The organism is Candidatus Omnitrophota bacterium (assembly GCA_016209275.1).
GTDB lineage: Bacteria > Omnitrophota > Gorgyraeia > Aquiviventales > Aquiviventaceae > JACQWM01.
Window position 1 is genome coordinate 53,968 of sequence record JACQWM010000053.1, and the last position, 25,270, is coordinate 79,237.

The window sequence follows — 25,270 nt, forward strand, 5'->3', positions numbered from 1 at the left end:
GAAGAAGGTTGTGGCGTTTTGACCATGAGGCAAAAGGTTGTTCTTCAGCCAATCGGCAGGGTGCGCGGCAACGCACTTCAGATTCACAAACGCTGGGCGCAAGGGCTCGAAGGCATCGAGCAGTTCTCCCACGTCGTTGTTCTGTTCTGGCTGCATCAGGCGAAGAAGCCTGAGCTGAAGATTCATCCCAAGGGCTTCAAGGAACTACCGAGGATTGGATTCCTGGCTACGAGGACGCCGCACCGGCCTAACCCGATTGGCTTGACGGTGGTGAGGCTGTTAAAACGACGAGGCTCACGGCTTTGGGTAGAAGGTTTGGATGCATGGAATGGCACCCCCATCTTGGACATCAAACCGTACACGAAGAAAGAATCCGTCAGGCAGTTCAGAATTCCTGCGTGGGTGCGTCAGTTGGACAAGCTTGAGACGGATCCCAATTGCGTGGGGGGGTGCTTGGGCGATGTGGACCAGTGCATGGTGGATCGACGCGTGTTGAGCAAGCAGGGGATCCGGCGCTGATTTTTTGTCACCTGCGATATCCGCATAGGCGGATGAGAGGGTGGGACTGATGAGCGCGAAGTGCCCCAAGCGGCTGTCGTGGTTGGATCGCTGGTTGACGGTGTGGATTTTTCTGGCGATGGCCGTGGGCGTTGGACTTGGATGGGTCTTTCCGGGCATTGAGGCGTGGCTCAACCGCTTCCAAGTCGGGACGACCAACATCCCCATCGCGGTTGGCCTGATCCTCATGATGTACCCGCCGCTGGCGAAAGTCCGCTATGAGAAGTTCTGGACCGTGCTGCGGCATGGGCGGATTCTCGCGCTCTCGCTGCTCGTGAACTGGGTGATCGGCCCCGTCGTGATGTTTGCGCTGGCCGTGGCCTTCTTGCGCGATCTGCCGGGCTACGCGGTCGGCCTGATCCTGGTGGGCCTGGCGCGGTGCATCGCCATGGTGCTGGTCTGGAACGATCTGGCGGAAGGGGATCGGGACTTAGCGGCGGGGCTGGTGGCGTTCAACGCGGTGTTTCAGGTGTTGCTCTACGGCGTCTACGCCTGGGTGTTCATCACGGCGCTGCCGCCGCTCGTGGGTGTCCAGGGGGCTGCAGTTGATGTCAGCATGGGCGAGATCGCCAAGACGGTCTTCATCTATCTGGGCGTTCCGTTCCTTGCCGGTGTGGCCAGCCGCGTGATCGGACTGCGACTGCGCGGGGTGGAGTGGTATGAGCGGCGCTTCATCCCTGTCATCAGCCCGCTGACGTTGACGGCGCTCTTGTTCACCATCGTGGTGATGTTCAGCCTCAAGGGTGGGCTGATCGTCCAGTTGCCCTCCGACGTGTTTCGCATCGCCGTGCCCTTGGTGCTCTATTTCGTGGCGATGTTCCTGATCACCTTCTTCGGGGCCAAGGCGTTGCGGGGCGCCTATCCGCAGACAGCGACGGTGGCACTCACCGCGGCCAGCCACGACTTCGAGTTGGCCATCGCCGTGGCCATTGCCGTCTTTGGCATTAACTCGGAGGCGGCCTTTGCCACGGTCATCGGGCCGCTCATCGAGGTCCCGGTCATGATTGCATTGGTGAATGTGGCGCTCCGGCTTCGGGGGCTTTTCCAGTAAGGTAAGGGTAGGTAGTAAGTAAGGTGACAGTCACTTTTGGGGACAGGCATTTTTGGCTGGGCGGCGCTGGAACAAATAGGCCGGTCCTCCGATGGCCGTGGCGGCGCTGAAGATGAACCTCGCGGTCTCGGAGGAATAGTCGATGGCAGACAGCGAGGGCGGGAGTGCTGGCGGCAGATAGGGATCGAGCAGCTCGTCGGGAACCCCAAGATGGTAATGCCGGTAGCTACTGTGCGGGTAAGCCGCCGGTTCCTTGCAGAGGCCTGCCCGAATAGGGTTGAACTCCACGTACGTTCCGCACGCGGTAAGATACTCCTCACTTTCGATCGGCAAACTTTTGTATCGTTCCCTCCAGAGCGGGCCTTTCCATCCATATTTCCTACGCATCCAAATCGTGTACCTCCACTTGAGCTGGGCCAGGTGCGCTGAGAGGGCGTGTTGGGTTGTCGCCTGAAGGACGAAGTGGAAGTGCGTGTGCATGATCACGTAGTGAAACAGGCGGAGGGGAAAGTCGCGTTTCGCCTGCTGCTGCAGCTTGCGGAAGCGGGAGAAGTCTTCAGGGTCCCTGAAGATATGGGTTTGATTGATGGAACGAGAGATGACGTGGTAGTACCCGTTGTCCTGAATGAATCGGGCAGTTCGTGGCATCCGGTCCTCAACTCGATGTCTGTCCCCGGCGGTGACTGTCACCAGTGGGGACGGCCGTTTCCTTACCAAAGTTGACGATCGAGGCTGCGATACTGGATCGCTTCGGCCAGATGCTCAGGGAGAATCTCCTCCGACGCGGCCAGATCCGCGATCGTCCGGGCGATTTTAAGGAGCTTGCCGTAGGAGCGGGCCGAGACCCCCAGCTCCTGCAGCGCGGATTTCAGCAGCGCGGCAGCCTGCAGGCTGAGCGGGCAGGCGTTCGCCAAGTCGCGGTGGCGCAGCTGCGCGTTGCAGGCCACGCCAAGCGGTCTCAAGCGCTTCCGGGCTCGCCGCCTCGCGGCCACCACGCGCGCCTTGATCGCTTGCGATGATTCTCCGTCGGCCGGATGCGTGAGCGTCTCAAACCGCACCGCCGGCACTTCCACGTGCAGGTCGATGCGATCCAGCAGCGGGCCGGAAATCTTCGCCAGGTACTGCGCCACTTTGTGGGACGGGCAGCGGCACCGCCGCCTGGGATCGGTGAGGTAGCCGCACGGACACGGATTCATCGCGGCCACGAGCAGAAACCGCGCGGGAAAGGTGACTGAGCGTTTCGCGCGCGCGACGCTGATCACGCCGTCCTCGAGCGGCTGCCGCAAACTCTCCAAGGCGTCTCGATGGAACTCCGGCAGCTCATCCAGAAACAAGACTCCATGGTGCGCGAGCGACACTTCGCCGGGCTTGGGGGTCGCCCCGCCGCCGACCAGGGCCACGGCCGAGGTGGTATGATGCGGCGCGCGGAACGGCCGCTGCGCGATGAGCGGCGCCTCATGCAGCAACCCCGCCACGCTGTGAATCGCGGTGGCTTCCAACGCCTCATCCAGCGAGAGGTCCGGCTCGATGGTGGCCATGCGCTGGGCGAGCATGGTCTTGCCGGAGCCGGGCGGGCCGATCAGCAGCGCATGATGGCCGCCGGCCACGGCGACTTCCAACGCGCGCTTGACGTGCGCCTGGCCGCGGACATCGGCGAAATCGACCGGATAGCGTGCGGGCGCGCGGAGCGCTCGGCGTGACGCTGAAGGCGCTGGGGCAGCGGCACTCGGCGCGGAGAGCCAGGCGACCGCCTCGGTCAGCGACGCCACCGGCACGACGTGAAGGCCGCCGATGAGGCGGGCTTCTTGGGCATTGGCCCTCGGCACCATCAACGGCCGTCGGTTGTGGCGCAGTGCCAGCGCAATCGGCAAGACTCCGGGCACGGCGCGCACGCTGCCATCCAACGCGAGCTCTCCCATCGCCATCAGCGAGGCCACCCGATGAGGATCGGCTTGCCCTGTGGCCGCAAGCATCCCTAAGGCCATCGCCAAATCAAAAATGCCGCCCTCCTTTTTGACATCCGCCGGGGCGAGGTTGATGGTGAGCCTTGAAGAGGGCAGCTGATATTGGCTATTGAGGATGGCCGCGCGGATGCGCTCTTTGGCTTCTTTCACCGCCTGATCCGGCAAACCGATGATGGAGAAAGTGGGCAGCCCGCGCGCGGCATCGACCTCCACGTCGACCGCAACGGCGTGCAAGCCCAGTGTCGTATACGATGTGGTGCGCGCGAGCATGATGCCTCCATGGGGTTCAATGGTCCGGTGAATGCGAGGAAGGGCGGAGCTGGAAGCGGCGCGGCGAGGTTGAAAAAGCGCTTGTCTTTTGCGACGTCCGGAGTATACTAAACGCTAACACAATTGCCTTCCGACGGTCAAGGAGATTCCCCATGACATCTACGGCAAGTCGTCTATTGGTCATCGGATTAGCGCTGCTCGCCCTCAGCAGTTTATGGCACGCCTGGTCTGTTGAAGGCGACCGGCGGCGCCTGGCCAAGGCGAATCAGGAGATTGCGAAACAGCTACAGGAGCTGGAAGCCGAACGCGCGCAGCTCAACGAGGCGTTGACCAAGGCCGCGCAGACGATTGAAGGGCAAGCCGGCGATCTCGCCGGCTACCGTCATGAGCTGGAACTGGCACAGCAGCGCCTCACACGCGCCGCTGTGGAATTGGCGTCCCTCAAACAGGAGCAGGATGCGCTGCTCTCAAAGAACGTCGCCCTCACGAACGACCTGAATGCCGTCAGCGCGCAAAAGCAGCAGTTGGAAGCGAAGCTCTCCGATCTCCGAGCGCTTCGGCTGGCCATCCGCGACGTCAAGCACAAGATCTGGGAGCAGCGGTTTGCGGCTTGGCGGATGCGCATGCAAGCCGAGCGAGAAGCCGACCGGCAGCGGCTGGCCATAGGCAATCGCGGCTACCTCGTGCGGGATGGCGCCTCGACGATGATTGGAGACACTCCGCGACGGCATGTGCACGTGCTGGAGCCGCAAGCGCAGTAACGCGTTCGCATGCTGGCCATCTTGAACGCCTGGGGGGCGAATCAGGCGTTTTGCTCGTGGCTGCTCGCGTGCGTGATTTCGCAAGCGATCAAGATGGCGCTCGGAGTCATTCGCCTGAAGCGGTTTGATTTTCGCTGGCTCATCGGCACCGGGGGCATGCCCAGCACCCATGCCGCCGGGGTATGCGCGCTGTCCACCTCCATCGGGTTCCTCCAAGGATTTGATTCCCCCCTCTTCGCGGCTGCGGCGGCCTTCACGGTCATTACGCTCTTCGATGCCCAAGGGGTTCGCCGGTGGAGTGGACGGCAAGCCCAAGTCCTGAATAAGATGATGGAAGATATGTATTTTAAGCGGCGGATTCAGGAACAACGGTTGAAGGAGCTGCTCGGCCATACGCCCCTCGAAGTCTTGGCCGGGGCGGGGCTGGGCATTGCGACCGCGATGGTCTTGCGGTGATCGGAGAGGGAGCTAAGGATGATGCGTCGTCGAATCGTGGTGGCGGTTGTCGCAGCGGGAGTCGCTCTGGCAGTGATCGGGCTGCTCATGGTCGCCGGCCAGCAGGGATGGTTTGGCGGCAAGCCCAAGCGCCTTTTAGCGCGGGGCCTGCACGCGCAGCAAGCCGGGCAGTGGCCTGAGGCGCAGAAAAATTTCGAGGAGCTCATTGCCACCTACCCCGATGCGCCGTGGACGGATCAAGCCCTGCTGGGATTGGGGCAGGTGTACGAAGCCCAGCAGCAATGGGTGGAAGCCCGCGCGACCTACCAGCGGCTGGTGGAGCAATTTCCGAATTCGCGCCTGATGTCGGCGACCCAGAGCCGCTTGGGCCATGTGAATGTTTCGCTGCTGTTTTCTCCCACCCTGACCGATTTGGATCGGGAGTATGAGGTGCAGCCCGGCGACTCGCTCGGAAAAATCGCCGCCGCGAACAGCACGACGGTGGAATTGTTGCGCAAGGCGAATAATCTCAAGAGCGATGTGATCCGCCCGCGGCAGAAATTGAAAGTGCCGAAAGGCAAATTCAGCATTGTCGTCGACAAATCCCAGAATGAGCTGCTGCTGACAGAAGAGGACCGCTTCGTCAAGAGCTATGTGATCGCCACCGGCAAGGACAACTCCACACCGGTGGGCGCGTTTAAGATCGTGACAAAGATTCCGAATCCCGTCTGGTATAAGCAGGGGGCGGTGGTGCCCCCGGAGAGCCCGGAAAATATCCTTGGCACGCGGTGGCTGGGGCTGAATAAGCAAGGCTACGGCATCCACGGCTCGGTCGATCCGGCGGCGCTGGGCAAGCAGGTGACCGCCGGCTGCGTGCGGATGGCCAATCATGACGTCGAGGAGCTCTTCGGGATCGTGCCGGTTGGCACCGATGTGACGATTGTCGATTGAGCGGGGATGGCCACCACGCCTTCGGAACGCGCCTCTGAACGACGATCCGCCCCCAAGCGATCGTCTCCGCTCCCCAAGCGGGCGGCAGCGACCAGCGGCGGGTTGAACGGCTATCGGTACGATTTCGAAAAGCCTATCGCCGAGCTAGAGCGCCGCCTCAGCGAGCTCCAATCAGCGCCGGATCGCGAGCGAAACGCCGAGCTCGCGGCGTCTCTCCAAGCGCAGCTTGAGCAGCTCAAGCGCGCCGTCTACGCCAATCTCACCCCCTGGCAGCGCGTGCAGTTGGCCCGGCATCCCCAGCGGCCCTACACCCTGGATTATCTGCCGCTGCTGCTGACGGACTTCGTGCAGCTGCACGGCGATCGGCTCTTCAGCGATGATCGCGCCATGGTCGGCGGCGTGGGAACATTTGACGGGCGCTCCTGCGTGGTCATCGGCCATCAAAAAGGCCGGGACACGAAGGAAAATTTGATGCGCAATTTCGGCTCGGCCCATCCGGAAGGCTACCGCAAGGCGCTGCGCCTGATGCGGCTCGGGGAGAAATTCCACTGGCCGGTGTTCATCTTCATTGATACGCCGGGGGCTTATCCAGGGATCGGAGCGGAGGAGCGCGGCCAGGCCCACTCCATCGCCTTCAACATGCGCGAGATGGCCGGCTTAAAGATTCCGATGTACATCTGCGTCATCGGCGAGGGCGGCTCAGGCGGCGCGCTTGGCATCGGCGTGGGGGATTGGATGGCCATGCTGCAGCACGCGTACTACTCGGTGATCTCGCCGGAGGGGTGCGCGGCCATTTTGTGGCGGGATCGCGCGCGGGCACCTGAGGCCGCCGCCGCCCTCAAGCTCACCTCGGATGATTTATTGCGCGTGGGGATTGCTGATGAAGTGCTTGACGAGCCGCTCGGCGGCGCCCATCAAGATCCCGCGGCGGTGGCGCGCCAGATCAAGACGTCGATACAGCGATTCTTGCGCCTGACGGATGGGCTGCCGGTGGCCGCGCTGCTCGCGCGCCGCTACGAGCGCTTTCGACGGATCGGCGTCTTCTCCGCCCAACCGCTGCCGCACGCTTCTTAACCCGCCGTCCCCAGCGCTTCCTCGACCCGCCGCAAGAGCATCACGTGCGTTCCGGGTTTTCCCATGATGTGGCCTCGCGGATCATCCGGCGCGATCGGCTGCCAATGCTCCGGCGGAAAATCCGCGGTGAAGATGATGATGGGGACCGTGGCGGTGCTCGGCCGCGACCGAAGCGCGGCATAGACCTCGGTGCCTTTCTGATCCGGCATCCGCTGGTCGATGAGGATCAAATCATGAGACTGCGCCTCCGCCAAGCGCAGCCCCTCGCCTCCGGAGCCGGCCACAGCCACGTCAAAGCCATGGTTTTTGAGCCGGACCGCAAACGCCAGCCGGTTATCCGCGTTATCGTCGATCAACAACAGCCGCTTTGGCATCTGTTCCAGGCGATATCAGAGTGCCGGAGGAGGGAGTCGAACCCTCATGGCCTTGCGACCACGGGTTTTTGAGACCCGCGTGTATACCAGTTCCACCACCCCGGCCTGAAGTTCGATATCAGATATGAAATAGCCATTTCATATCTGATATGAAACAGGCAATCCATATCAGATATCAAAACGCCATTTCATATCTGATATCGCCTTGTCGGTTCACTTCTTTTCGAGGAAGGGCTTGATCAGATCAATCGGAATCGGAAAGATCGTCGTGGAGTTTTTGTCCGACGTGGCGATTTCGGCCAGTGTTTGCAGGTAGCGCATCTGCAGCGACATGGGCTGCTCGCTCATTAAGGCCGCGGCATCCACCAGCTTCTGGGCCGCCTGAAATTCCGCGTCCGCCCCGATGATCTTCGCCCGCCGCACCCGCTCGGCCTCGGCCTGCCTGGCCATCGCGCGCCGGATCTCTTCCGGCAGGTCGACCTGTTTGGTTTCGACGGCTGACACTTTAACCCCCCACGGGTCGGTGTGCCGATCGATGAGCGCTTGGAGCTGCTGGTTGAGTTTGTCGCGCTGGGCGAGCAGTTCATCCAATTCAACTTGTCCCAGCACGCTGCGCAGGGTGGTCTGGGCCATCTGGGAGGTGGCGAAGAGGTAGTCTTCCACTTCCACAATGGCCTTGTTCGGATCGATCACGCGGAAGTAGATCACCGCGTTGACCTTAATCGACACGTTATCTTTCGTGATCACATCTTGCGGCGGCACATCCAGGGTGACCGTGCGCAAGCTGATGCGCACCATCCGGTCGATCGGAAACAGAATGAAAATCAGCCCCGGTCCGAGCGGTTGCGAGAGCATGCGTCCCAAGCGAAACACGACGCCGCGCTCGTATTCATTCAAGATTTTGATGCAGTTCATCACCCAGAAGACCAGTAAGATGACGACTGGAAACAGCCCATAGCCCACCATTATGCCCCTCCTGGCTTGGCCCCGCCGTTGACGGCGTGAACCGGCTCAACGAACAATTGAAGCCCTTCGATCTTCTTGATCCGCACGCGCGCGCCTTCAGGCACCGTCTTGCTGCTCACAGCGCTCCACAGCTCTCCGTGGACAAACACGGTGCCGTCAGGTTTTAGCGCCGTCCTCGCCACCCCGATGGATCCGATCAGTCCCTGGACGCCTGTCGTGACGCGCCGGCGCTGGGCGCTGAGTGCGCGTGTCACGACGAAGAGGATGATGCCGGCTAGCGTGGCGACCGTCGGCACAATGACGTTCCAGGACACGCGCAGCGTCGGGTCCGGAGATTCAAAGAGCATGAGGCTGCCCAGGGTCAGCGCGATGATGCCTCCGACGGCCAGCAGGCCATGGCTGATGATTTTGATTTCGGCGATCAAGAGTCCGACGCCCAGCAGAATCAGGGCGACGGCGGCATAATTGATCGGCAGCGCTTGAAACGCATAAAGCGCTAACAGCAGACAGATCAATCCGGCAATGCCGGGAAAACCAACGCCAGGATGCGTGAACTCCACGAACAAGCCAAGCAGGCCGGCGAGCATGAGCAGATAGGCGATGTTGGGATTGGTGATGACGGCCAAAAATTCCTGGCGCTTGGACATCGGCACCGTCACCACATCGGCCGGCACCGTATGCAGCTCAACCGGGGTACCGGCGAGCTCAATTTTTCGTCCTTCGATTTTTTTCAGCAACTCCGGGACATCGATCGCAATCAGATCGATGACGTGTTCCTTGAGCGCCTCAGTTTCCGTGATCGAAAAGCTGTGCGTCACGGCTTTTTTGGCCCACTCCTCGTTGCGTCCGCGAGTCTTCGCGATGGTGGTGACCCAGGCTACCGTGTCGTTGATGATTTTCTCGGTCATGGGATCGGTCTCGGTTTCTTCCACTTCTTCTTTTTCTTTCTCTTTTTCGCCAGTGGCTCGCTTCACTAATCGTTTAATCGGTCCGCCCTCGCCCATGACCACCGGATGGGCCGCGCCAATGTTCGTCGAGGGCGCCATCGCCGCCACGTGCGCGGCGAGCGTGATGAAGACACCGGCCGAACCGGCCCGGGAGCCTGAGGGGGCCACGTAAACCGCAATCGGCACTTTGGCGTTCATCATGCGCTTGACGATCGCGCGGGTCGATTCCAGCAAGCCGCCCGGCGTATCGAGCTTGATCACGAGGCAGACCGCGCCGTCAGACTCGGAGCGCTCAATCGCATCGACAATATATTGCTGTGTGACCGGGCTGATGATCTGATTATCCAGCTCGATGACATTGACGTGGGCGGCTTCGCTGGCGGCGCTGCGTAGCCCAGTTAACCCACAGATTCCGATGATCAGCAAATATCGAAAAAGTTTCATAGTGTTATCGCGAGAAATGCGTGGAGCAGACGGGGATCGAACCCGTGACCTCCACAATGCCATTGTGGCGCTCTCCCAGCTGAGCTACTGCCCCGCGTGACGGTCACTATACCGTAGCTTACTCGACGGTGTCAATCTCATCGCGTTGTCCCGGCTCAGTATGGTATCATCAGAAACTATGCGGCTAGGGGTGCACGTGCCGATTGCAGGGGGGCTCCACAAGGCGCTGGCGTGGGCCGGGACGACCGGCTGCACTACGATCCAAATCTTCAGCCGCAGCCCGCGCGGCGGCAAGGCCCCGCCGATTCTTCCCCAGGTCGCCGCAGACTTTACCCGCCAGCGGCTCGCCTTAGGGATCGAGCCGCTCGCCATCCACGCGCCCTACATTATTAATTTGGCCTCGCCTGAGCCGGCTAAGTGGACATGGTTTGTCGAACATTACGGTCAAGAGTACGCGCGAGCGGTCGCGCTTGGCGCGACGTACTTGGTGACCCATGTCGGTAGCCATCGAGGAGAAGGGGAAACCGAAGGCATCGCGCGCGTTGCCGCGGCCATCAACAAGACGCTGGCATCGTCCGATGGAAAGGTCATCATTTTACTCGAGAACACCGCCGGCTCAGGCCAAGGGCTCGGCTACACCGTTGAGCAGTTGGCGGCGATCCGCGCCGGCGTGAAGGAGCAAGCGCGTGTGGGCATTTGCCTTGATACCGCCCATCTGTTTGCATCCGGCTATGCGATTCATACGCCCGAAGGGCTGGAAGACACGATCGCAGCCTTTCAACGCGCCGTCGGGATGGAACATCTCAAGCTGATTCATCTCAATGACTCGAAGGTGCCGTTCGGCTCGCGGGTGGATCGCCATTGGCACATCGGCAAAGGCCATATCGGCCTGCCAGCCTTCCGCCGCATTGTCAATCATCCAAGACTTCAGGACGTCCCCTTCATCCTTGAAACACCAAAAGCCACTGCAGCAGATGATATCAAGAATCTTACAACCGTCAGACGGCTCGCTAGATCCCTCGGCCCCTCGGCCCCTCGGCCACGTGGTCGCGCATGAGGCATGTTCACCCGTTTGCGCTGTGGGGGGCGGATCATCTCACGGCGCTCGGCCTCGTCCTGGCAGCCATCGCCGCCCTCATCATCGTAGCACCGTCGCTGCGCAGGCAGCAGGATCTGCCGCTGCGCCGCGCGTGCGCGCTGCTGCTCTTGGCGAATGAGGCCGGAAGCCTAGCGTGGGCGGCGGCCCACGGGCACGTGCGCGTGCCGCTGCAACTGTGCGACTTGGCCGCTTTCCTGACGATTTGGTCCCTGTGGAGCGTGCAGCCATGGGCGTGCGAGCTGGCCTACTTTTGGGGATTGGCCGGCAGCACGCAAGCGCTGCTCACACCGGATCTGCCATGGGGCTTTCCCGATTATTGGTGGATCAAATTTTTCGCCACCCACGGCGGCGTCGTCATCGGCGTCGTGTATCTGGCGGCGAGCGGCCGCGTCGCGCCCAGCGGCGGATCGGTCTGGCGAGTATGGCTCATCACCAATGGCTATGTCGCGCTCGCGGGGATCGTCAACTGGCTCTGGGGCACGAACTACGGATATCTTTCGCATAAGCCGATGCATCCGAGCCTGTTGGACGCTTTCGGCCCATGGCCCTGGTACATCCTCGCCATGGATTTGGCAGCCCTCGGGCTGTTCCTCTTGTGCTATACTCCTTTCATTAACCACAAGGAGGGCAGATGGCAGCGCGCATCGGCACGTCGGTCGTGACGGGCTTTCGCTCGGCGAACCGCAGTTGGCTAGGCATCGGCCTGTATGCGGCCGGCTGGCTCGTGATCGGGGTCATCAGCCTTGCCAGCCTGCTGGTGACCAGTCCACCGCAGGCGCTCTTTGAGGACGCCGACACTCCGGCACCCGCGGTGACCGCGCAGGCTGACGCGCAGATGGTCGAAGCGCGCAACACTGAGCGCGAGCGCATCATCAACGCCTGGTTTTTCCGCGCGTGGCCCGTGCTGCTGGGGCTCGCCATCGTGTATGTCCTGGCGACGACCTGGCTGACCGGCGGGCAGCTCGGCTACGCGGCCCAACTCGTCAGAACGCCGCATGCGCATCTTCGGGACTTTCGCGCGGCAGGCTCACGGCACTTCGGCCCCCTCTTGGGCGCGCTGGGATTGGGGCTTGCGGTCAGCGTCATCGCCTTTGCCGCGGTCATCGCGTTGGTGATGGTGAGCGCGGCCGCCGGCCGGGGCGTGCTCGTCGCACTCAGCGTGGCGGCACTGCTCGTGGCGAGCGTTGCGCTGGTGTGGCTGGGGGTCCGCCTGGTGTTTTGGTGGATCGCGATCGTCGGCGACGGGCTCGGCCCGATCGCGGCGCTGAAGGCGAGCTTCCGCGCAACGCGCAAGCGCTGGTGGAGAACCATGGGATTAGTCGCGCTGCTGGGAGTGATCAATGCGGGTGCCAGCATTGTCTGCCGCGCCATCGTGATTTTTGGCGGCGTGCTGGGCGGTGTCGGCGGCGTGCTGCTGATCCTCGCGGGGGTGCTGCCCTTGATCATCTGGAGTTTGTACTTTACCTTCGTCTTTACGGCCGCCTCCATCCGGTTTTATGACGATGCGACCAAATCCGCGCCCTCGGCGTCAGTCGCGTAACCAGCGCATCGCCGTCAGCCTGCTGCTCCTTGGCCTGACCGGCTGCGGAGGGATCAAGGCGTACGTGCGCAGCGGATTCCTGGAGCATCCGCCGCGGCGCGTGGCCATCCTGCCCATGGTGATCACGTATCCGTACGACCTGGCCGTCGGGCAACCCATCCCGGCGGAGCATCTGCTGGGGCGCGATCTGTTCCGCCAGCGGTTGTACAACGCCTTCGCCCCCTACGGCTATGAGGATATGCCGCCGGCCGACGTGGATGCGAAACTGGCGGCAGCGTTCGGGCCCCTCGATGAGGGGGTGTGGCGCGCCGCCACACCGCAAGCGCTCGGCGATGCCTTGGGCGTTGATGCCGTGGTGCACGGCGAGATCAGCCACATTGCGCACATCGCCTCGCCTGTGTATACCGAAACCAGCCTTGCGGCTTCCTTACGCATGGTGGAGACTGCCTCAGGCGATGTGCTGTGGCGCACGCGGGTTCAGGAGGCTGATCGAGGCGGGGCGCTGATGCAGAAAGGCCAGGTGGTGGACTTTGTGCAAGATCAAATCAGAAGCCGGCGCGCCGACGTCAAATTTCTCCGCGTGGCGGCTGAGGCGGCGCGCGTCGCGTTGAAGGGTCTTCCGAATCCTCCGATGGCGGCGGCGCCCCGTGCTCGCGCCTCCACCGCCCCGCGCATCGCGGTGCTGCCGCTGGCAGCCGCGAAACCGTCATTCGGCAAGGGAGCGAAGACGTTGCGCTATGATCTGGCGGTCAATCTGCAGGACGGGGTATTCGAGGCTGTGGAATTGCAGCACGTTGACGCCGCACTCGCCGCCCACGACGGCATCTCGCTGGCCGACTTGAGGCAAGCCCTTGGGGCTGACGCCGTGCTGCGGGGCGCCGTGACCGAATGGGGCAAGCATTACCTGCTGCTCCAATCCTGGGTGGCGGCAGGGCTTGAGCTTGAGCTCGTGGATGCGGCCACCGGCACCGTCCTGTGGAGAGGAAAAAAGACGAGCAGCCGTCAGGCGGGATTGTCGAAAGGGCCCACCGGCTATAAATCGGTGGTGATGGCGCCCATCACCGGCTTGAAGACCAGGTATTTGGAGCGCGTGGCGGACGGCCTCGCCCGCGACATGGTGGAAGAGCTTGCGGCCTCGCCTGAGGTCGTGAACTACGTTCAGACCCACCGGTCCCCGTAACCGAGTGCGTTCATGGCGATTGATCCGCGCGCGTTTGCCCGAACGCTGGTGCGATTGAACGTCGTCTATACGGCGATCAAGGCCAAAACCACATCGCGCGCGCTCACCCGCGATGTCGGAGGCGAAGGTTTAAGCTTCTTGGCCGATGCGCCCCTTGAGTTGGGAGAGCAGGTGAAGGCCGAACTCTCCTTGCCGGATCGCGCCGAAGCGATTTCCTTTACCGGGGAAGTCACGCGGTGCACGGCGGCCCCCGAAACGACTGGAAGCGAAACCGCTGCGCATCTGATTGTGGTGAAATTCGTCATGATCGATCCCAAGCAGTTGTCCATGATTCAGCAATACGTCCGGCTCAACGCGCTGCCGCTTGAAGGGTGATGACGACCGAGCGCTGGCAATTGGTGCGGATCCGATCGCGGCTGAATGCGATCGTGCGGTTTTCGAGCCGCGAAGAGATCATCCGAGCGCTCACCCGTGATATCGGCGTCTCAGGCATCCGGCTCCTGACGGAAGGGCCGCTGGCCAGCGGAGAGCTCATCGGGGTGGAGCTCGCCTTGCCGGATCGCGCGCAGCCCATCGTCTTTACCGGCGAAGTCGTCTGGAGCAAGTCCATCGATGGCGCGGTGGTGGGCGAAGATGAATCCGCGATTGAAAACGGCATTAAATTCGTGACGATCGATCCGAAGGACCGCGAAGCCCTCATGCAGTGGGTCGCCCTCAACGCGCTGCATCCTAACCTTGGCGACCGCTAAAAGGGGTCAGACCCCATTTCAAAAAGGGGTCTGACCTCTTTTCACAGACATGGCTGAGAAATATCCGTTCCACGAGATTGAGCCAAAATGGCAGCGCGTCTGGGAAGACCAGAAGACCTTCCGCGTGACCGAGGGAGGCACCAAGCCGAAATACTACGTGCTCGATATGTTTCCCTATCCCTCAGGGGCCGGCTTGCACGTGGGGCACCCCGAAGGCTACACGGCGACGGATATCGTCGCTCGCTACAAACGGATGCGCGGCTTCAACGTGCTGCACCCGATGGGCTGGGATGCGTTCGGCCTGCCTGCCGAGCAATACGCGATCGAAACCGGGACCCATCCGGCGGAGACCACTCGCAAGAACATCGCGACCTTCAAAGCGCAAATCACGCGGCTGGGATTTTCCTACGATTGGGATCGCGAGATCAATACCACCGATCCTGGCTATGTGAGATGGACCCAGTGGATCTTTCTGAAATTGTACGAGCGCGGCTTGGCCTACATGGCGGAGGCTCCGGTGTGGTGGTGTCCATCCTGCGGCACGGTGCTCGCCAATGAAGAAGTCGTCGACGGCACGTGCGAGCGCAAGGGCCACCCCGTCGAGCGCAAGCCGATGCGCCAGTGGATGCTCAAAATCACCGCGTATGCCGAGCGGCTGCTCGCCGACTTAGACGCGTTGGATTGGCCGGAGCATATCAAAGATCAGCAGCGCTATTGGATCGGCAAGAGTATCGGCGCTGAGGTCTGGTTTGCGTTAGACACCAAGGGGCCACCCATTCCAGACGCGTTGATGGATGGAACGCGGCTGCGGCGGCGCCACGGCGCCGTCGAGTGCAAGATTTACACGACGCGTCCAGATACGCTCTTTGGCGCCACCTACCTCGTGCTCTCACCGGAGCACCCTGCGGTCTTGGCCATCACGGCGGAGAACCGTCGTGTCACGGTTGAGCAATATCGACTGGAAGCGTCGCGCAAAAGCGAACTGGAACGCTCCGAACTGGCCAAAGAGAAAACCGGGGTGTTCACCGGCGCGTATGCCGTTAATCCGGTCAATCAAGAACACATTCCCATCTGGATCGCGGATTACGTGCTGGCCAGCTACGGCACCGGAGCCATCATGGCCGTGCCGGCCCATGATCAGCGCGATTTGGAGTTTGCGCTCACACACGGCTTGGATGTCCGCATCGTGATCATGCCGGAGGATCATGCGCTTGAGCTTGTCGGCTTGACCCAGGCGTACACCGAGCCGGGCCGCATGCATGACTCCGGGCCATTTACCGGATTGCCGAGCGAAGACGCCAAGGGAAAAATTACTGACTGGCTCAAGGCTCAAGGCTCGGGGCTGAAGGCGACAAACTACAAACTGCGCGACTGGCTGTTTTCTCGACAGCGGTACTGGGGTGAGCCGATCCCGATCGTGCACTGCCCGAAGGATGGCACGGTGGCTCTGCCGGAGTCGGCGCTGCCGCTGACGTTGCCCCCGATCGATGATTTCAAACCGACGGGGACTGGGGAACCGCCGCTGGCGAAAACCAAGGCGTGGGTGACCACCACGTGCCCTACCTGTCGCGGCCCGGCTCAGCGCGAAACCAACACGATGCCGCAGTGGGCCGGCTCATGCTGGTACTACCTGCGTTACCTGGATCCGCGCAACGCTCAACGCGCGTGGGATCCATCGAAGGAGCAGTCTTGGATGCCGGTGGATCTCTACATCGGGGGGGCCGAGCATGCGGTGCTGCATTTGCTCTACGCGCGGTTTTGGCACAAGGCGCTGTACGATCTCGCACTCGTTTCCACGTCGGAGCCGTTTCAGCGGTTGGTGAATCAGGGATTGATCCTCGGCGAGGACAACGAGAAAATGTCCAAATCGCGCGGCAATGTCGTCAACCCCGATGAGGTCATTGCCGCCCACGGGGCGGATGCGTTTCGGCTCTACGAGATGTTCCTGGGGCCGCTGGAAGCGGTCAAGCCCTGGAGCACGCGCAGCATCGAGGGCATTGACCGGTTCCTGAATCGTGTGTGGCGCCTCGGCGACATGATTGCTCAGGGCTCAGGGCTCAGGGCTCAGGGTGAACGCCCATCCACGCAGGATAAAGAATTTGAGCGAAAACGCCACGAGACGATCAAACACGTCACAGAGGATATCGAGCAGTTGCGGTTCAATACCGCGATTTCGTCCATGATGGTTTTTTCAAACCTCATTGCTGACGCGCTCGAGCGGCCCCGAGCCCCGAGCCCCGAACCCCGAGCCATCCGTCAGGCATTTGAGACGCTGGTCTTGTTGCTCTCACCCTTTGCCCCGCATCTATGCGAGGAGCTCTGGCAGCGACTCGGCGAAAGCCGAGGAGTCCCGAGCGCAGTCGAGGGACGGCTGGGCCATGCGAAGAGCCTGGCGTATGAACCGTGGCCATCGTTTAATGCGGCCGCCCTGCAGACGGCCGAAGTCACGCTGGTCGTGCAGGTCAACGGCAAGGTGCGCGGGCGCATCACGGTCGCCTCCGATGCCAGCGAGGAGGCCGTGAAGGCCGCGGCCCTGGCCAATGACCAGGTCAAAAAATTCGTCGACGGCCAACCCGTGAAGCAATTCATCATCATCCCGAAACGCTTGGTGAATATTGTCCTCTGAACGGGTCTCCTTCACGCTGGGTGTGGTCGGTCTTGCGGCCACCGCATGGCTGAGCCTGGTCGCGTGGCTGAGGATAGCGCCTCCCGCGCGGCCGGGCGCTGCGATGGCGCCTGTGCCGGCGGCGTCATGGGACCTTGCGCTTTCGCGCGCACGGCGGATTGACATCAATGCGGCGAGTGGTGCAGAATTAGAGCGGTTGCCTGGTGTCGGGCCTGCGCTGGCCTCGCGCATCATCGCGTACCGCCAATCGGCCGGGCCGTTTGCAACGGCGGAGGGGTTGCGCGAGGTGCCAGGGATCGGCCCGAAAACGTTTGAGGCGCTTCGCGACTACGTGAGCGTTGATGGGTAATTTGGGATTATCTGAGCTGCTCGTGATTTTTGCGATCGCGCTGCTCGTCATCGGCCCGAAGCGGCTGCCCGAGGTGGCCCGGGGGTTGGGCAAGGCGGTGCGGGCGTTTCAAGAGGCGCTCAAAGGCCCCTCGAGCGGTTCAAAGGATTGACAGCGCGCCCGCTCATCAGGTAAGGTTTGTTCGAAGCCATGAACCCAGAACTTCGCAGCCGTCTCGCGTCGGCCGCGAACGATGCACAAACGCGCGAGGTCATCACGTTTTTCTTCCGCGACCATCCGCAGGGAGCGTCCTTCGATGGGCTCAAGGAGATGCTCTTTCTTCATGACGCCTTCGAAGAAACGCAGATGACCGAGCTCGTTGACCAAGGCATTCTCATCTTCGACGGCAAACGCTACAAACTCGCACCCACCGCCCGCCAAATTCTCGACCGCGACGCGACCATCCTCATGGATGAGTTCCTCCGTGAGTGAGTAAACCTCCTCCACCGCGCTAACATCCATTGACGGTTGAACCGTTATATGATAGATTTTCTAGTAGATAGAAATACAGGAGATAGGCCATGGCGCGGGCGATTGTGAAGGTCCAGAAGAATAAGAATATTACACTGCCGATGTGGCTGATCAGCCGGTTTCACGTCCAGATCGGCGATTTTGTTCGCTTGGAAGAGACGAAGGACGGCGTGCTCATGAAACCGGCCAAATTGATCGATCCCTCCCAAGCGTACTTTTGGTCGAAGGAGTGGCAGGCGGGCGAGCGAGAAGCCGAGGAGGACGTCCGCAAAGGCCGCGTGAAAGGTTTTAAGAGCGTCAAGGACCTCATGACTGATCTGCATCGGTGATGCAGGTCTTTCGCACGGAACGCTTCAAGAAAGATTTCAAACGCCTTCCACGCGAGATTCAAGCACGACTCCCCGATGTCCTCGAACGCTTCGTCGACAATCCGCGTCATCCATCGCTCCAGACGAAGAAAATGGAAGGGGTTCGTGATATCTGGGAACTCCGTGTGACACAAAGCTATCGCATCACGTTTCAATTCGTTCTCGAGGGCGTCCTTTTGCGTCGCGTGGGCACACACGATGTGCTACGTCAGCCATGAGTGAGACGTCTCGCTACTGATGACGCGGACCTTCACGATTTCTTCTTCAGCGAGCCTCAAGTTTCACCTCGACTTGGAGCAGGATCTCAACAACGCCCAGCGCGCCGCGGTGACCTGCGGCGAGGGGCCGAAGCTCGTCATCGCGGGCGCCGGCTCGGGCAAGACCCGCACGATCACCTATCGGGTGGCCTTCCTCATCGCCAAGGGAATCCACCCCAGCCAGATCCTCTTGGCCACCTTTACCAATAAGGCCGCGCGGGAAATGCTCAGCCGCGTCGAACAATTGACCGGCGGCGACGCCAGCGGCCTGTGGGGTGGGACATTCCACGCCATCGGCAATCGGCTGCTGCGCCAGCACGGGACGCTGGTGGGGCTGCAGCCGAACTATTCCATTCTGGATGAGGAAGATCAGCGGGACTTGATCAAAGTCTGCATCACCGAGGCCAAGGTGAAGGTTGAAGAGAAACGGTTTCCAGCGCCGTCGCTCATCGGGGATCTGATCAGCATGGCGTTCAACCTGCAGAAACCTCTGGCGGCTGTCATCGAGGCCCGCGCGCCGCATTTTGGCCTGTGGGCGCCGGAGCTTGAGCAGGTGGCCGCGCGCTATGAGGCGAAGAAGCGGTCGACGAATGCGCTGGATTACGACGATCTGCTAAAGTTTTGGCTGAAGCTGCTGGAGACCAAGCCTGAGATGGCGGAGCGGCTGAGTCGGCAGTTTCGCCACATCCTCGTCGATGAGTATCAAGATACGAATGTGGTCCAAGCGCAGATCGTCGAACGTCTGGCCCAGCGCAATGGCCGCAATCTCATGGTCGTCGGAGACGATGCGCAGAGTATTTACCAGTTCCGCGGGGCCAACTATGACAACATCCTCAAGTTTCCCGAACGCAACCCCGGCACGGAGATCTTCAAGCTGGAAACCAACTACCGCTCCACCCCGGAAATCCTCGAGTTCACCAACGCGAGCATCCTGCATAACCAGCACCAGCACCGCAAGACCTTGGTCGCGCAGCGCGACCGGGGCCGCCTGCCGGTCGTGGTCCCCGCGAACGACATGTATCAGGAAGCGGCGTTTGTCGCCGAGCGGATTTTACAATTGCGCGACGACGGCATTCCCTTGGAGGAGATGGCCGTGCTCTACCGGGCGCACGCGCACTCCTCGATGCTGCAGGCCGAGCTGATCAAGCGCAACATCCCCTACGACGTGCGCTCCGGGGTGCGGTTTTTCGAGCAAGCGCACATTAAAGATGTGGTGGCGTATCTGAAGGTGCTCGACAATCCGCATGATGAGATCGCCTGGCGGCGGCTGTGGCTCATGCTGCCGAGAGTCGGCCATGTGACGGCCGCACGGCTCTGGGAGGCGATTGCCAGCGCCGTGAATCCATTCGATGCCGCGCTGACCGAGGCGGTGGCTCGCACGCTGCCGCCGGCCGCCCAGGCCTACTACAAACGATTTCAGCACGACCTGCGACGGCTCTCGGCGTCCCGCGAGGATGTCTCGCCGCAGGAGCTGATCCGGGCGGTCATGGAGAGCGGCTATGCGGATTATCTGCGCGCGAAGTACGACGCGTTTCAATCAAGGCTGGAAGATCTGCAGCAGCTTGCGGTCTTTGCGCGGCCGTATCGCAGCCTGCGCAGCCTGCTCTCGGAGCTGGTGTTGCTCGGCGAGCTGTACGGCCAAGAGGTTGGTCCGGGTTCGGCCGAGACCGAACGGCTCATCCTCAGCTCGGTGCATCAAGCCAAAGGATTGGAGTGGCGCGTGGTCTTCGTCATCCGGATGTGCGAGGGCAGCTTTCCGTCGGAGATGGCGTTGCGCGAAGAGCGCGGGGAAGAGGAAGAGCGGCGGATTTTTTACGTGGCCACGACCCGTGCCAAAGATGAGCTGTACATCACGCATCCGCTCATCGATCTCTCCCCGCGCGGCAACAGCCAGCTCCTGCTGCAACCCTCGCGCTTCCTGCGCGAGATCCGCTTTACCCTCTATGAGCAAGGCCAGATTGATCAGACGGTTGATATCAGATATCATCAGTCTGACGCCGATGATATCTGATATCGCCTTGAGGTAAGCCATGCAAGAGCGGCGGAAGTTTGTCCGGTTGGATACGCGGCTGGAGATCAGCGTCACCGAGGTGCCCGGCGCGCCGGCCCGCAAAGCGGTGTCGAAAAATCTCAGCGGCGGCGGCCTCTGCCTGGTGACGGAGAAAGAAGCCCCACCGGGGACCCAGTTGCAGGTGGCCATGAAATTACCCGAGCAGGAGCAGCCGGTGACGTTTACCGCCCAGGTCGTGTGGTGCGAGCCCTACGAGATCATCGGCAAGGGCCATCGCCATCGCGGCGTTGAGATGGGGGCGCGTTTCGTAGATATCTCGCCGAAAGATTACCAAGCGATTTTGCAGCACGTCATTCTGAGTCTCAAGACTCCGCGTCAGTAACTCCCTGCACTTCTGGACACTCCAACACGATGAGCGCCCCGCTTGTTCCTGTCACCATCGTCTTCATCCTTGGCATTGCGCTTCAGCTCTTCCGCCCCTGTCCTCTCGGTCTTGTTGCGGTTGTCGGATTGCTGGCCGGATCTTTCGTGTTGCTGAATCGCCGGTCATGGGTCATGCGCCATGGATCGCTCTTGGTCTTATGGTTGTGTCTCGGGATGCTCCGCATGGCCGTGTGGCAAGCCCATCCGGACCACCGGTTGTCATCGAGGCTCCCTGAGGCGCCGACCGCGGTGCGAGCGCATGGCGTGGTCATCAGCGATCCGGTGGAGCGCTGGGGTTGGCAGGATCGTCTGGAGCAGCGCTGCGTGCTGCGGCTTCTGCCGATGGCGGGGCGCGTGCAGCTCATTGTGGAAGAGCCGCGCGCCTCCCTTCGATACGGGGATGAGCTGCTCCTGGAGGGGCGCTGGTCAGCCCTGCCTCCGCCGTCAGATGCCAGCCGGTATGACTGGCGTCGCACCTTGGGCCGGGAGCGCATCCATGGCCAACTGCGCGTCAAACCGCATGACGGTGTGATCGTGCTCCGCCGCGGCCAGGGCTGGCCGTGGTGCGCGGCCGTGTTTCAGGTGCGGCGATTATGGCAGCGCAGGATGGCGCGGCAGTTTCCCTCGGAGAAGGGACGCCTGCTGCGGGCCGTGCTGCTCGGAGAACGCGCACCGCTGAGCCAGGCGGTCACCGCCGCATTCGTTGAGACGGGAACGATGCATCTGCTCGTCATCAGCGGATCGAACGTGGCCCTGATCGCGTGGGGGTTGCTCTGGACGTTGCAATTCCTGGGCTGCCCATGGCGGATGCGATTGGTGCTCGCTGGTTTCGGCGTCTGGGCGTACGCAGTGCTCACCGGCTGGCAGCCGCCGGTGGTGCGGGCCATGCTGATGGCATGGCTCGTCTTGGGGGCGCAGTGGCTTGATCGCATCGCCAGCCTCAGCAACCTGCTGGCGGCGGCGGCCTTGGCGATCCTGTGGGTCAATCCGTCGCAGCTGACTGATCCGAGCTTCCAGTTGTCATTCGGGGCGGTGCTCAGTTTGCTGTGGCTCATGCCGCGCGGACTGCCGCGGTTTCAGCGATGGGTGGCGTGGCTGCATCCCGGCTGGCTGCGGCGGTACCTGGCACTCAGCCTCTGCGGGACCACCGCCGTGTGGATCGGCCTCGCCCCGCTGCTGGCCTGGTATTTCCACCTGGTCACGCCGATCGCGCTGCTGGCCAATGTCATCGTCGCACCGCTGATTGGCCTCCTCGTCGCGGCCGGGACCCTCACGTTGCTGATGAGTACTGGGTGGCCCTGGGTGCTCGCCGCCAGTCGCGACGCGCTCACGCTGCTGGTAGGTCTCACGCGGGCCAGCGTGGCATGGCTGCATGCGATTCCCGGCGGCTCGCTGGCCGTCGACCCTCCGCCATGGTGGGGGCTGGCAGGCTACTATGCGCTCGTCGCGCTGCTCTTGCGCTTGACGAAGCCGGCGCGAGATGACACCATGACACCACAACACCATTGACGATTGACGATTTACGATTGTCGATTGATTGTTGATTGACGATTTTCAATCGTCGATTGGAAATCGAACATCGAAAATTAATCGTCAATCGAAAATCGACAATCGGAAATTTCATTGATGGCCATTCAGCTCACGTTGAGTTTAGGATTAGTCTTTGGCTCCCTGGTGGCGGGATGGGCGCTGCACCGGCGGGGATGGTTCACCGAGCGGCAGGCGGCGCGCCTGGTGCGCTGGATTTCGATGGGACCTTCGGCGCTCACACTGGCCCTGCTGTTCTGGAACTTGGATTTGCATCGCGCGCAGCCATGGCTGCTCACTGCGCTGGGCCTGATCACAGCACTGTCAACGCTGCTGCCTGCTTGGTGGTATGCGCGGGCCGCTCGACTGCCTCCCGCGCAAACCGGCAGCTTCCTGACGTGCGCGATGTTTTCCAATGTCGGCTACGTCGGGGCATTCATCGCCTTCGCCCTCTTCGGCGAAGTCGGCTACGGTCTCTGCCAGCTGTTCTTCCTCTCTTTCGGCCCGCTGTTCTACACCGTGGGGTTCGGGGTAGCCTTGCATCACGGCCACGCAGAAACCGAGCATGGGCAGGGAGCCGCGTATCGCGGTGAGCTGCGGTGGTATCCGTATGCGGGGATGGCGGTCGGCTTGGTCCTCAATCTCCTGGGCATTCCGCGGCCGCTGCCGATGGAGTGGCTCAACCATGGGCTGATTCCGTTTAATACGGCGGTCTATCTCGTGGCGGTCGGATCACAATTACGCTTTCATTCCCCATGGCCGTGGCTGCGACCGTGCCTGGCCATGAGCGCGATCAAATTTCTCTATACGCCGGCCGTCGCCTGGCTGCTGGTCAGCCTCATGGATCTGCACGGGATGCCGCGCACCGTCGTGCTGCTCGAAGCGGCGACACCGGTGGCGGTCTCGCCCCTCGTCCTGCCCATGCTCTTTGGGCTGGATCGGAAGCTCACGAGCGCCTTGTGGCTGGTGACCACGGCATTGTCGCTGCCGTTCCTCGCCTTCTATCTGCCGCTCATCCGGTAGCGCTTTGACTTTCGAAGCAAGATTTGCTATCGTACCTCTGTGATGTCTCGCCATATCCTTCCCTTGCTGATCGCCGCGGTCCTCGTCGGCGGATTTGCCCCTGCTGCACAGGCCGGGTGGGTGTGGTCGCCGCGCACCGGATGGGTCGGTCCCGGCGGAGCCGTCAAAGACACGCCGGAGGAGCAGCTGCTCTTTGCCAACGCCTTCTTCGAGCGCAAGGAGTACAAGCGGGCGCGCCAGGAGTTTCAGAAGCTGCTGAAGGCCTACAAGGAATCCCGCGAGGCGCCTGAAGCGCAGTACTCGTTGGGGCGCTGCTATGAGGAAGAAGGCGATTACTACCGCGCCTTCAAGGAATACCGCAAGACGACCCAAGTCTATCCCTCCTCGAAGCGCTTCGACGAGGTGCTGGAGCGGGAATATCAGATCGGCAATTATTTCCTCGCCGGGAAGAAGCGCAAACTCTTCGGAATCGCCGCCCTGCTGCCGGCGAGGGATAAGGCGGTCGAAATTTTTCAAGCCATCGTCGATGACGGGCCGTTCAGCGAATACGGGCAGCTCGCCCAGTACAAGCTGGGCTTGGCCCACCTGGCCCTGCAAGAGTACGAGCCGGCCGTCACGGCGTTTGAAGCCGTCATCTCGCGGTATCCGAATTCGCCGCTGATCGATGACGCGCGATTTCAAATCGCGCAGGCGAGCCTCAAGGGCACCTTCAAAGCCGACTATGATCAATCGCCGACCGACTTGGCGATCCGCGAGCTGGATGCGTTTATCAAAGAATACCCGGAGAGCAAGCTGTTGAATGAAGCCACCCACCGCCTGAAAGAGCTGAAGGAGCGACGCGCGCAGCATGAGTACCAGGTGGGGCAATTTTACGAGCGCCGCCGGCGCGCGGCCTCAGCGCTCGTCTATTACCAGGCGATCGTTGAACGCTTCTCCGACACCGCGTGGGCGCCGCGGGCCGTCTCCCGCCTCCAAGTCCTCCAACCGCGTACGCCGTAATGCGACCCACAACCCACAACCCACGACCCACGAAGTGGGCGTGGCAATTGCTTGTGTCATGGGTCATGTGTCTTGTGTCCTGTAGTTGCGGCTACACCACCCGTCCCGGCTTGCCCTCCAACCTCCGCACGGTCTATGTCAAGCCGTTCGCCAACCGGATTGATTTTACCCGCCTCGACACCGGCTATGACCGCTTCCCGCTCTATCGGCACAAGATGGAAGTGGATCTGACAAACGCCGTCATCAATCGATTCCAATTTACCGGCCTGCTGCGTCCGGCCGGCGCGGACCACGCGGATACGCGGCTGGAAGGCGAGCTGGTCCAATACCGCCGGGATCCCTTGCGCTATAACGCCAGTCAGGACGTGGAGGAGTGGCGGTTGAATCTCGTGGTGGACTTGAAGTTCTATGATCAGCGCACCAACGAGCTGATGTGGGATGAGCCGGGGTTCACCGGCGATACCACGTATTTCGCTCTGGGCAGCCAGACCGAAAGCGAAACCAGCGCCCTCACGCGCGCCACGACGGATTTGGCCCGGCGGATAGTGGAACGCGCCGTTGAAAACTGGTAGTACCACCACAGTTACCAATGACCAAGCACCAATAACCAAACAATAACCAATTTTCCAATGACCGAATATCCAAACCGTTTGGTCATTGGTGATTCAGTCATTGGGAATTGTTTGGTCATTGGAATTTGGTGATTGGTAATTGGAATTAGTGCTTGGTCATTGGTTATGGGTAAAGTCGTGTTCCAGCCACCTAGTTTAGTATCATGGAGGCATGACCCGGCGGCACCGATGCCCACACTGCC

General features: G+C 61.6%; 29 protein-coding genes and 2 tRNA genes. 24 read left to right on the plus strand and 7 right to left on the minus strand.

The genetic code is table 11. The features are described from left to right. Positions 1-24 precede the first annotated feature (24 nt). On the plus strand, positions 25-519 hold the full coding sequence (gene tsaA, locus HY737_07530) for a tRNA (N6-threonylcarbamoyladenosine(37)-N6)-methyltransferase TrmO (protein ID MBI4598231.1): 495 nt from the start codon (positions 25-27) through the stop codon (positions 517-519). Between the two features lie 49 nt (positions 520-568). Next, positions 569-1,609 carry an ACR3 family arsenite efflux transporter gene (gene arsB, locus HY737_07535; protein ID MBI4598232.1) on the plus strand — a complete coding sequence of 347 codons (1,041 nt, stop codon included), beginning with the start codon at positions 569-571 and terminating at the stop codon, positions 1,607-1,609. Positions 1,610-1,639: 30 nt separating this feature from the next. Here arsB and HY737_07540 read toward each other — a convergent pair whose 3' ends face one another. Beyond that, positions 1,640-2,257, minus strand: a complete 618-nt coding sequence (locus HY737_07540; GenBank protein MBI4598233.1) for a transposase — start codon at positions 2,255-2,257, stop codon at positions 1,640-1,642. Positions 2,258-2,319: 62 nt separating this feature from the next. Next, on the minus strand, positions 2,320-3,843 hold the full coding sequence (locus HY737_07545) for a YifB family Mg chelatase-like AAA ATPase (GenBank protein MBI4598234.1): 1,524 nt from the start codon (positions 3,841-3,843) through the stop codon (positions 2,320-2,322). Between the two features lie 152 nt (positions 3,844-3,995). Here HY737_07545 and HY737_07550 point away from each other — a divergent pair, with 152 nt between their 5' ends. Genes HY737_07550 through HY737_07565 form a run of 4 tightly spaced genes read left to right on the plus strand, consistent with a single transcriptional unit; the run spans position 3,996 to position 7,064 of the window. Then, positions 3,996-4,604, plus strand: a complete 609-nt coding sequence (locus HY737_07550; GenBank protein MBI4598235.1) for a hypothetical protein — start codon at positions 3,996-3,998, stop codon at positions 4,602-4,604. A 9-nt stretch (positions 4,605-4,613) separates the two neighbouring features. Then, positions 4,614-5,060 (plus strand): divergent PAP2 family protein, encoded by a 447-nt coding sequence (locus HY737_07555; protein ID MBI4598236.1) that lies wholly within the window; start codon positions 4,614-4,616, stop codon positions 5,058-5,060. Positions 5,061-5,078: 18 nt separating this feature from the next. Continuing rightward, entirely contained in the window at positions 5,079-5,990 is a 912-nt protein-coding gene (locus tag HY737_07560) for a L,D-transpeptidase family protein (protein MBI4598237.1), read from the plus strand. Between the two features lie 6 nt (positions 5,991-5,996). Continuing rightward, positions 5,997-7,064, plus strand: coding sequence for an acetyl-CoA carboxylase carboxyltransferase subunit alpha (locus tag HY737_07565; protein ID MBI4598238.1), 1,068 nt, complete (start codon positions 5,997-5,999; stop codon positions 7,062-7,064). On the opposite strand, the gene HY737_07570 is transcribed toward HY737_07565, so the two are convergent. The 5 genes from HY737_07570 to HY737_07590 all read right to left on the minus strand — a co-directional run bounded on the left by HY737_07570 (position 7,061) and on the right by HY737_07590 (position 9,889). Continuing rightward, positions 7,061-7,438: a response regulator gene (locus tag HY737_07570; GenBank protein ID MBI4598239.1), complete on the minus strand. Its 378-nt coding sequence runs from the start codon at positions 7,436-7,438 to the stop codon at positions 7,061-7,063. The genes HY737_07565 and HY737_07570 overlap by 4 nt on opposite strands. A gap of 21 nt (positions 7,439-7,459) precedes the next feature. After that, positions 7,460-7,543: transfer RNA gene (locus tag HY737_07575), tRNA-Leu, on the minus strand. A gap of 108 nt (positions 7,544-7,651) precedes the next feature. Beyond that, positions 7,652-8,404 carry a slipin family protein gene (locus HY737_07580; protein ID MBI4598240.1) on the minus strand — a complete coding sequence of 251 codons (753 nt, stop codon included), beginning with the start codon at positions 8,402-8,404 and terminating at the stop codon, positions 7,652-7,654. Continuing rightward, positions 8,404-9,795 carry a nodulation protein NfeD gene (locus tag HY737_07585; GenBank protein MBI4598241.1) on the minus strand — a complete coding sequence of 464 codons (1,392 nt, stop codon included), beginning with the start codon at positions 9,793-9,795 and terminating at the stop codon, positions 8,404-8,406. The genes HY737_07580 and HY737_07585 overlap by 1 nt, the downstream gene beginning before the upstream one ends. A 21-nt stretch (positions 9,796-9,816) precedes the next feature. Then, positions 9,817-9,889 (minus strand) — tRNA-Ala (locus tag HY737_07590). Positions 9,890-9,985: 96 nt separating this feature from the next. Between HY737_07590 and HY737_07595 the strand changes: the two genes are divergently transcribed. The 18 genes from HY737_07595 to HY737_07680 all read left to right on the plus strand — a co-directional run bounded on the left by HY737_07595 (position 9,986) and on the right by HY737_07680 (position 25,028). Beyond that, positions 9,986-10,852, plus strand: a complete 867-nt coding sequence (locus tag HY737_07595; GenBank protein ID MBI4598242.1) for a deoxyribonuclease IV — start codon at positions 9,986-9,988, stop codon at positions 10,850-10,852. After that, positions 10,849-11,556, plus strand: coding sequence for a TIGR02206 family membrane protein (locus HY737_07600; GenBank protein MBI4598243.1), 708 nt, complete (start codon positions 10,849-10,851; stop codon positions 11,554-11,556). The genes HY737_07595 and HY737_07600 overlap by 4 nt, the downstream gene beginning before the upstream one ends. Further along, positions 11,526-12,434, plus strand: a complete 909-nt coding sequence (locus HY737_07605) for a hypothetical protein (protein MBI4598244.1) — start codon at positions 11,526-11,528, stop codon at positions 12,432-12,434. The genes HY737_07600 and HY737_07605 overlap by 31 nt, the downstream gene beginning before the upstream one ends. Beyond that, positions 12,397-13,614, plus strand: coding sequence for a DUF799 family lipoprotein (locus HY737_07610; protein MBI4598245.1), 1,218 nt, complete (start codon positions 12,397-12,399; stop codon positions 13,612-13,614). The genes HY737_07605 and HY737_07610 overlap by 38 nt, the downstream gene beginning before the upstream one ends. A 12-nt stretch (positions 13,615-13,626) precedes the next feature. Next, complete coding sequence (locus HY737_07615) at positions 13,627-13,989, plus strand: PilZ domain-containing protein (protein MBI4598246.1); 363 nt, start codon at positions 13,627-13,629, stop codon at positions 13,987-13,989. After that, on the plus strand, positions 13,989-14,363 hold the full coding sequence (locus HY737_07620) for a PilZ domain-containing protein (GenBank protein ID MBI4598247.1): 375 nt from the start codon (positions 13,989-13,991) through the stop codon (positions 14,361-14,363). Before HY737_07615 ends, HY737_07620 begins: the two co-directional genes overlap by 1 nt. Before the next feature lie 49 nt (positions 14,364-14,412). Beyond that, the gene (locus tag HY737_07625; GenBank protein ID MBI4598248.1) at positions 14,413-16,989 is read left to right on the plus strand and encodes a leucine--tRNA ligase; all 2,577 of its coding nucleotides are present in this window, start codon (positions 14,413-14,415) and stop codon (positions 16,987-16,989) included. A 103-nt stretch (positions 16,990-17,092) separates the two neighbouring features. After that, positions 17,093-17,338 carry a helix-hairpin-helix domain-containing protein gene (locus tag HY737_07630; protein ID MBI4598249.1) on the plus strand — a complete coding sequence of 82 codons (246 nt, stop codon included), beginning with the start codon at positions 17,093-17,095 and terminating at the stop codon, positions 17,336-17,338. Then, positions 17,331-17,489: a twin-arginine translocase TatA/TatE family subunit gene (locus HY737_07635; GenBank protein MBI4598250.1), complete on the plus strand. Its 159-nt coding sequence runs from the start codon at positions 17,331-17,333 to the stop codon at positions 17,487-17,489. Before HY737_07630 ends, HY737_07635 begins: the two co-directional genes overlap by 8 nt. A 38-nt stretch (positions 17,490-17,527) precedes the next feature. After that, positions 17,528-17,809, plus strand: coding sequence for a hypothetical protein (locus HY737_07640; GenBank protein ID MBI4598251.1), 282 nt, complete (start codon positions 17,528-17,530; stop codon positions 17,807-17,809). Positions 17,810-17,898: 89 nt separating this feature from the next. Continuing rightward, entirely contained in the window at positions 17,899-18,177 is a 279-nt protein-coding gene (locus tag HY737_07645; protein MBI4598252.1) for a hypothetical protein, read from the plus strand. Then, a complete protein-coding gene (locus HY737_07650; protein MBI4598253.1) occupies positions 18,177-18,434 on the plus strand; it encodes a type II toxin-antitoxin system RelE/ParE family toxin in 258 nt (85 codons plus the stop codon). The genes HY737_07645 and HY737_07650 overlap by 1 nt, the downstream gene beginning before the upstream one ends. Before the next feature lie 19 nt (positions 18,435-18,453). Beyond that, positions 18,454-20,484, plus strand: a complete 2,031-nt coding sequence (locus HY737_07655; protein MBI4598254.1) for an ATP-dependent helicase — start codon at positions 18,454-18,456, stop codon at positions 20,482-20,484. A gap of 19 nt (positions 20,485-20,503) precedes the next feature. Further along, the gene (locus HY737_07660; GenBank protein MBI4598255.1) at positions 20,504-20,866 is read left to right on the plus strand and encodes a PilZ domain-containing protein; all 363 of its coding nucleotides are present in this window, start codon (positions 20,504-20,506) and stop codon (positions 20,864-20,866) included. A gap of 29 nt (positions 20,867-20,895) precedes the next feature. Next, the gene (locus tag HY737_07665; GenBank protein ID MBI4598256.1) at positions 20,896-22,416 is read left to right on the plus strand and encodes a ComEC/Rec2 family competence protein; all 1,521 of its coding nucleotides are present in this window, start codon (positions 20,896-20,898) and stop codon (positions 22,414-22,416) included. A gap of 117 nt (positions 22,417-22,533) precedes the next feature. Continuing rightward, positions 22,534-23,457, plus strand: a complete 924-nt coding sequence (locus HY737_07670; protein MBI4598257.1) for an AEC family transporter — start codon at positions 22,534-22,536, stop codon at positions 23,455-23,457. Positions 23,458-23,499: 42 nt separating this feature from the next. Then, positions 23,500-24,456: an outer membrane protein assembly factor BamD gene (gene bamD / locus HY737_07675; GenBank protein ID MBI4598258.1), complete on the plus strand. Its 957-nt coding sequence runs from the start codon at positions 23,500-23,502 to the stop codon at positions 24,454-24,456. Next, positions 24,456-25,028, plus strand: coding sequence for an LptE family protein (locus tag HY737_07680; GenBank protein ID MBI4598259.1), 573 nt, complete (start codon positions 24,456-24,458; stop codon positions 25,026-25,028). The genes bamD and HY737_07680 overlap by 1 nt, the downstream gene beginning before the upstream one ends. The last annotated feature ends 242 nt before the right edge of the window (positions 25,029-25,270 follow it).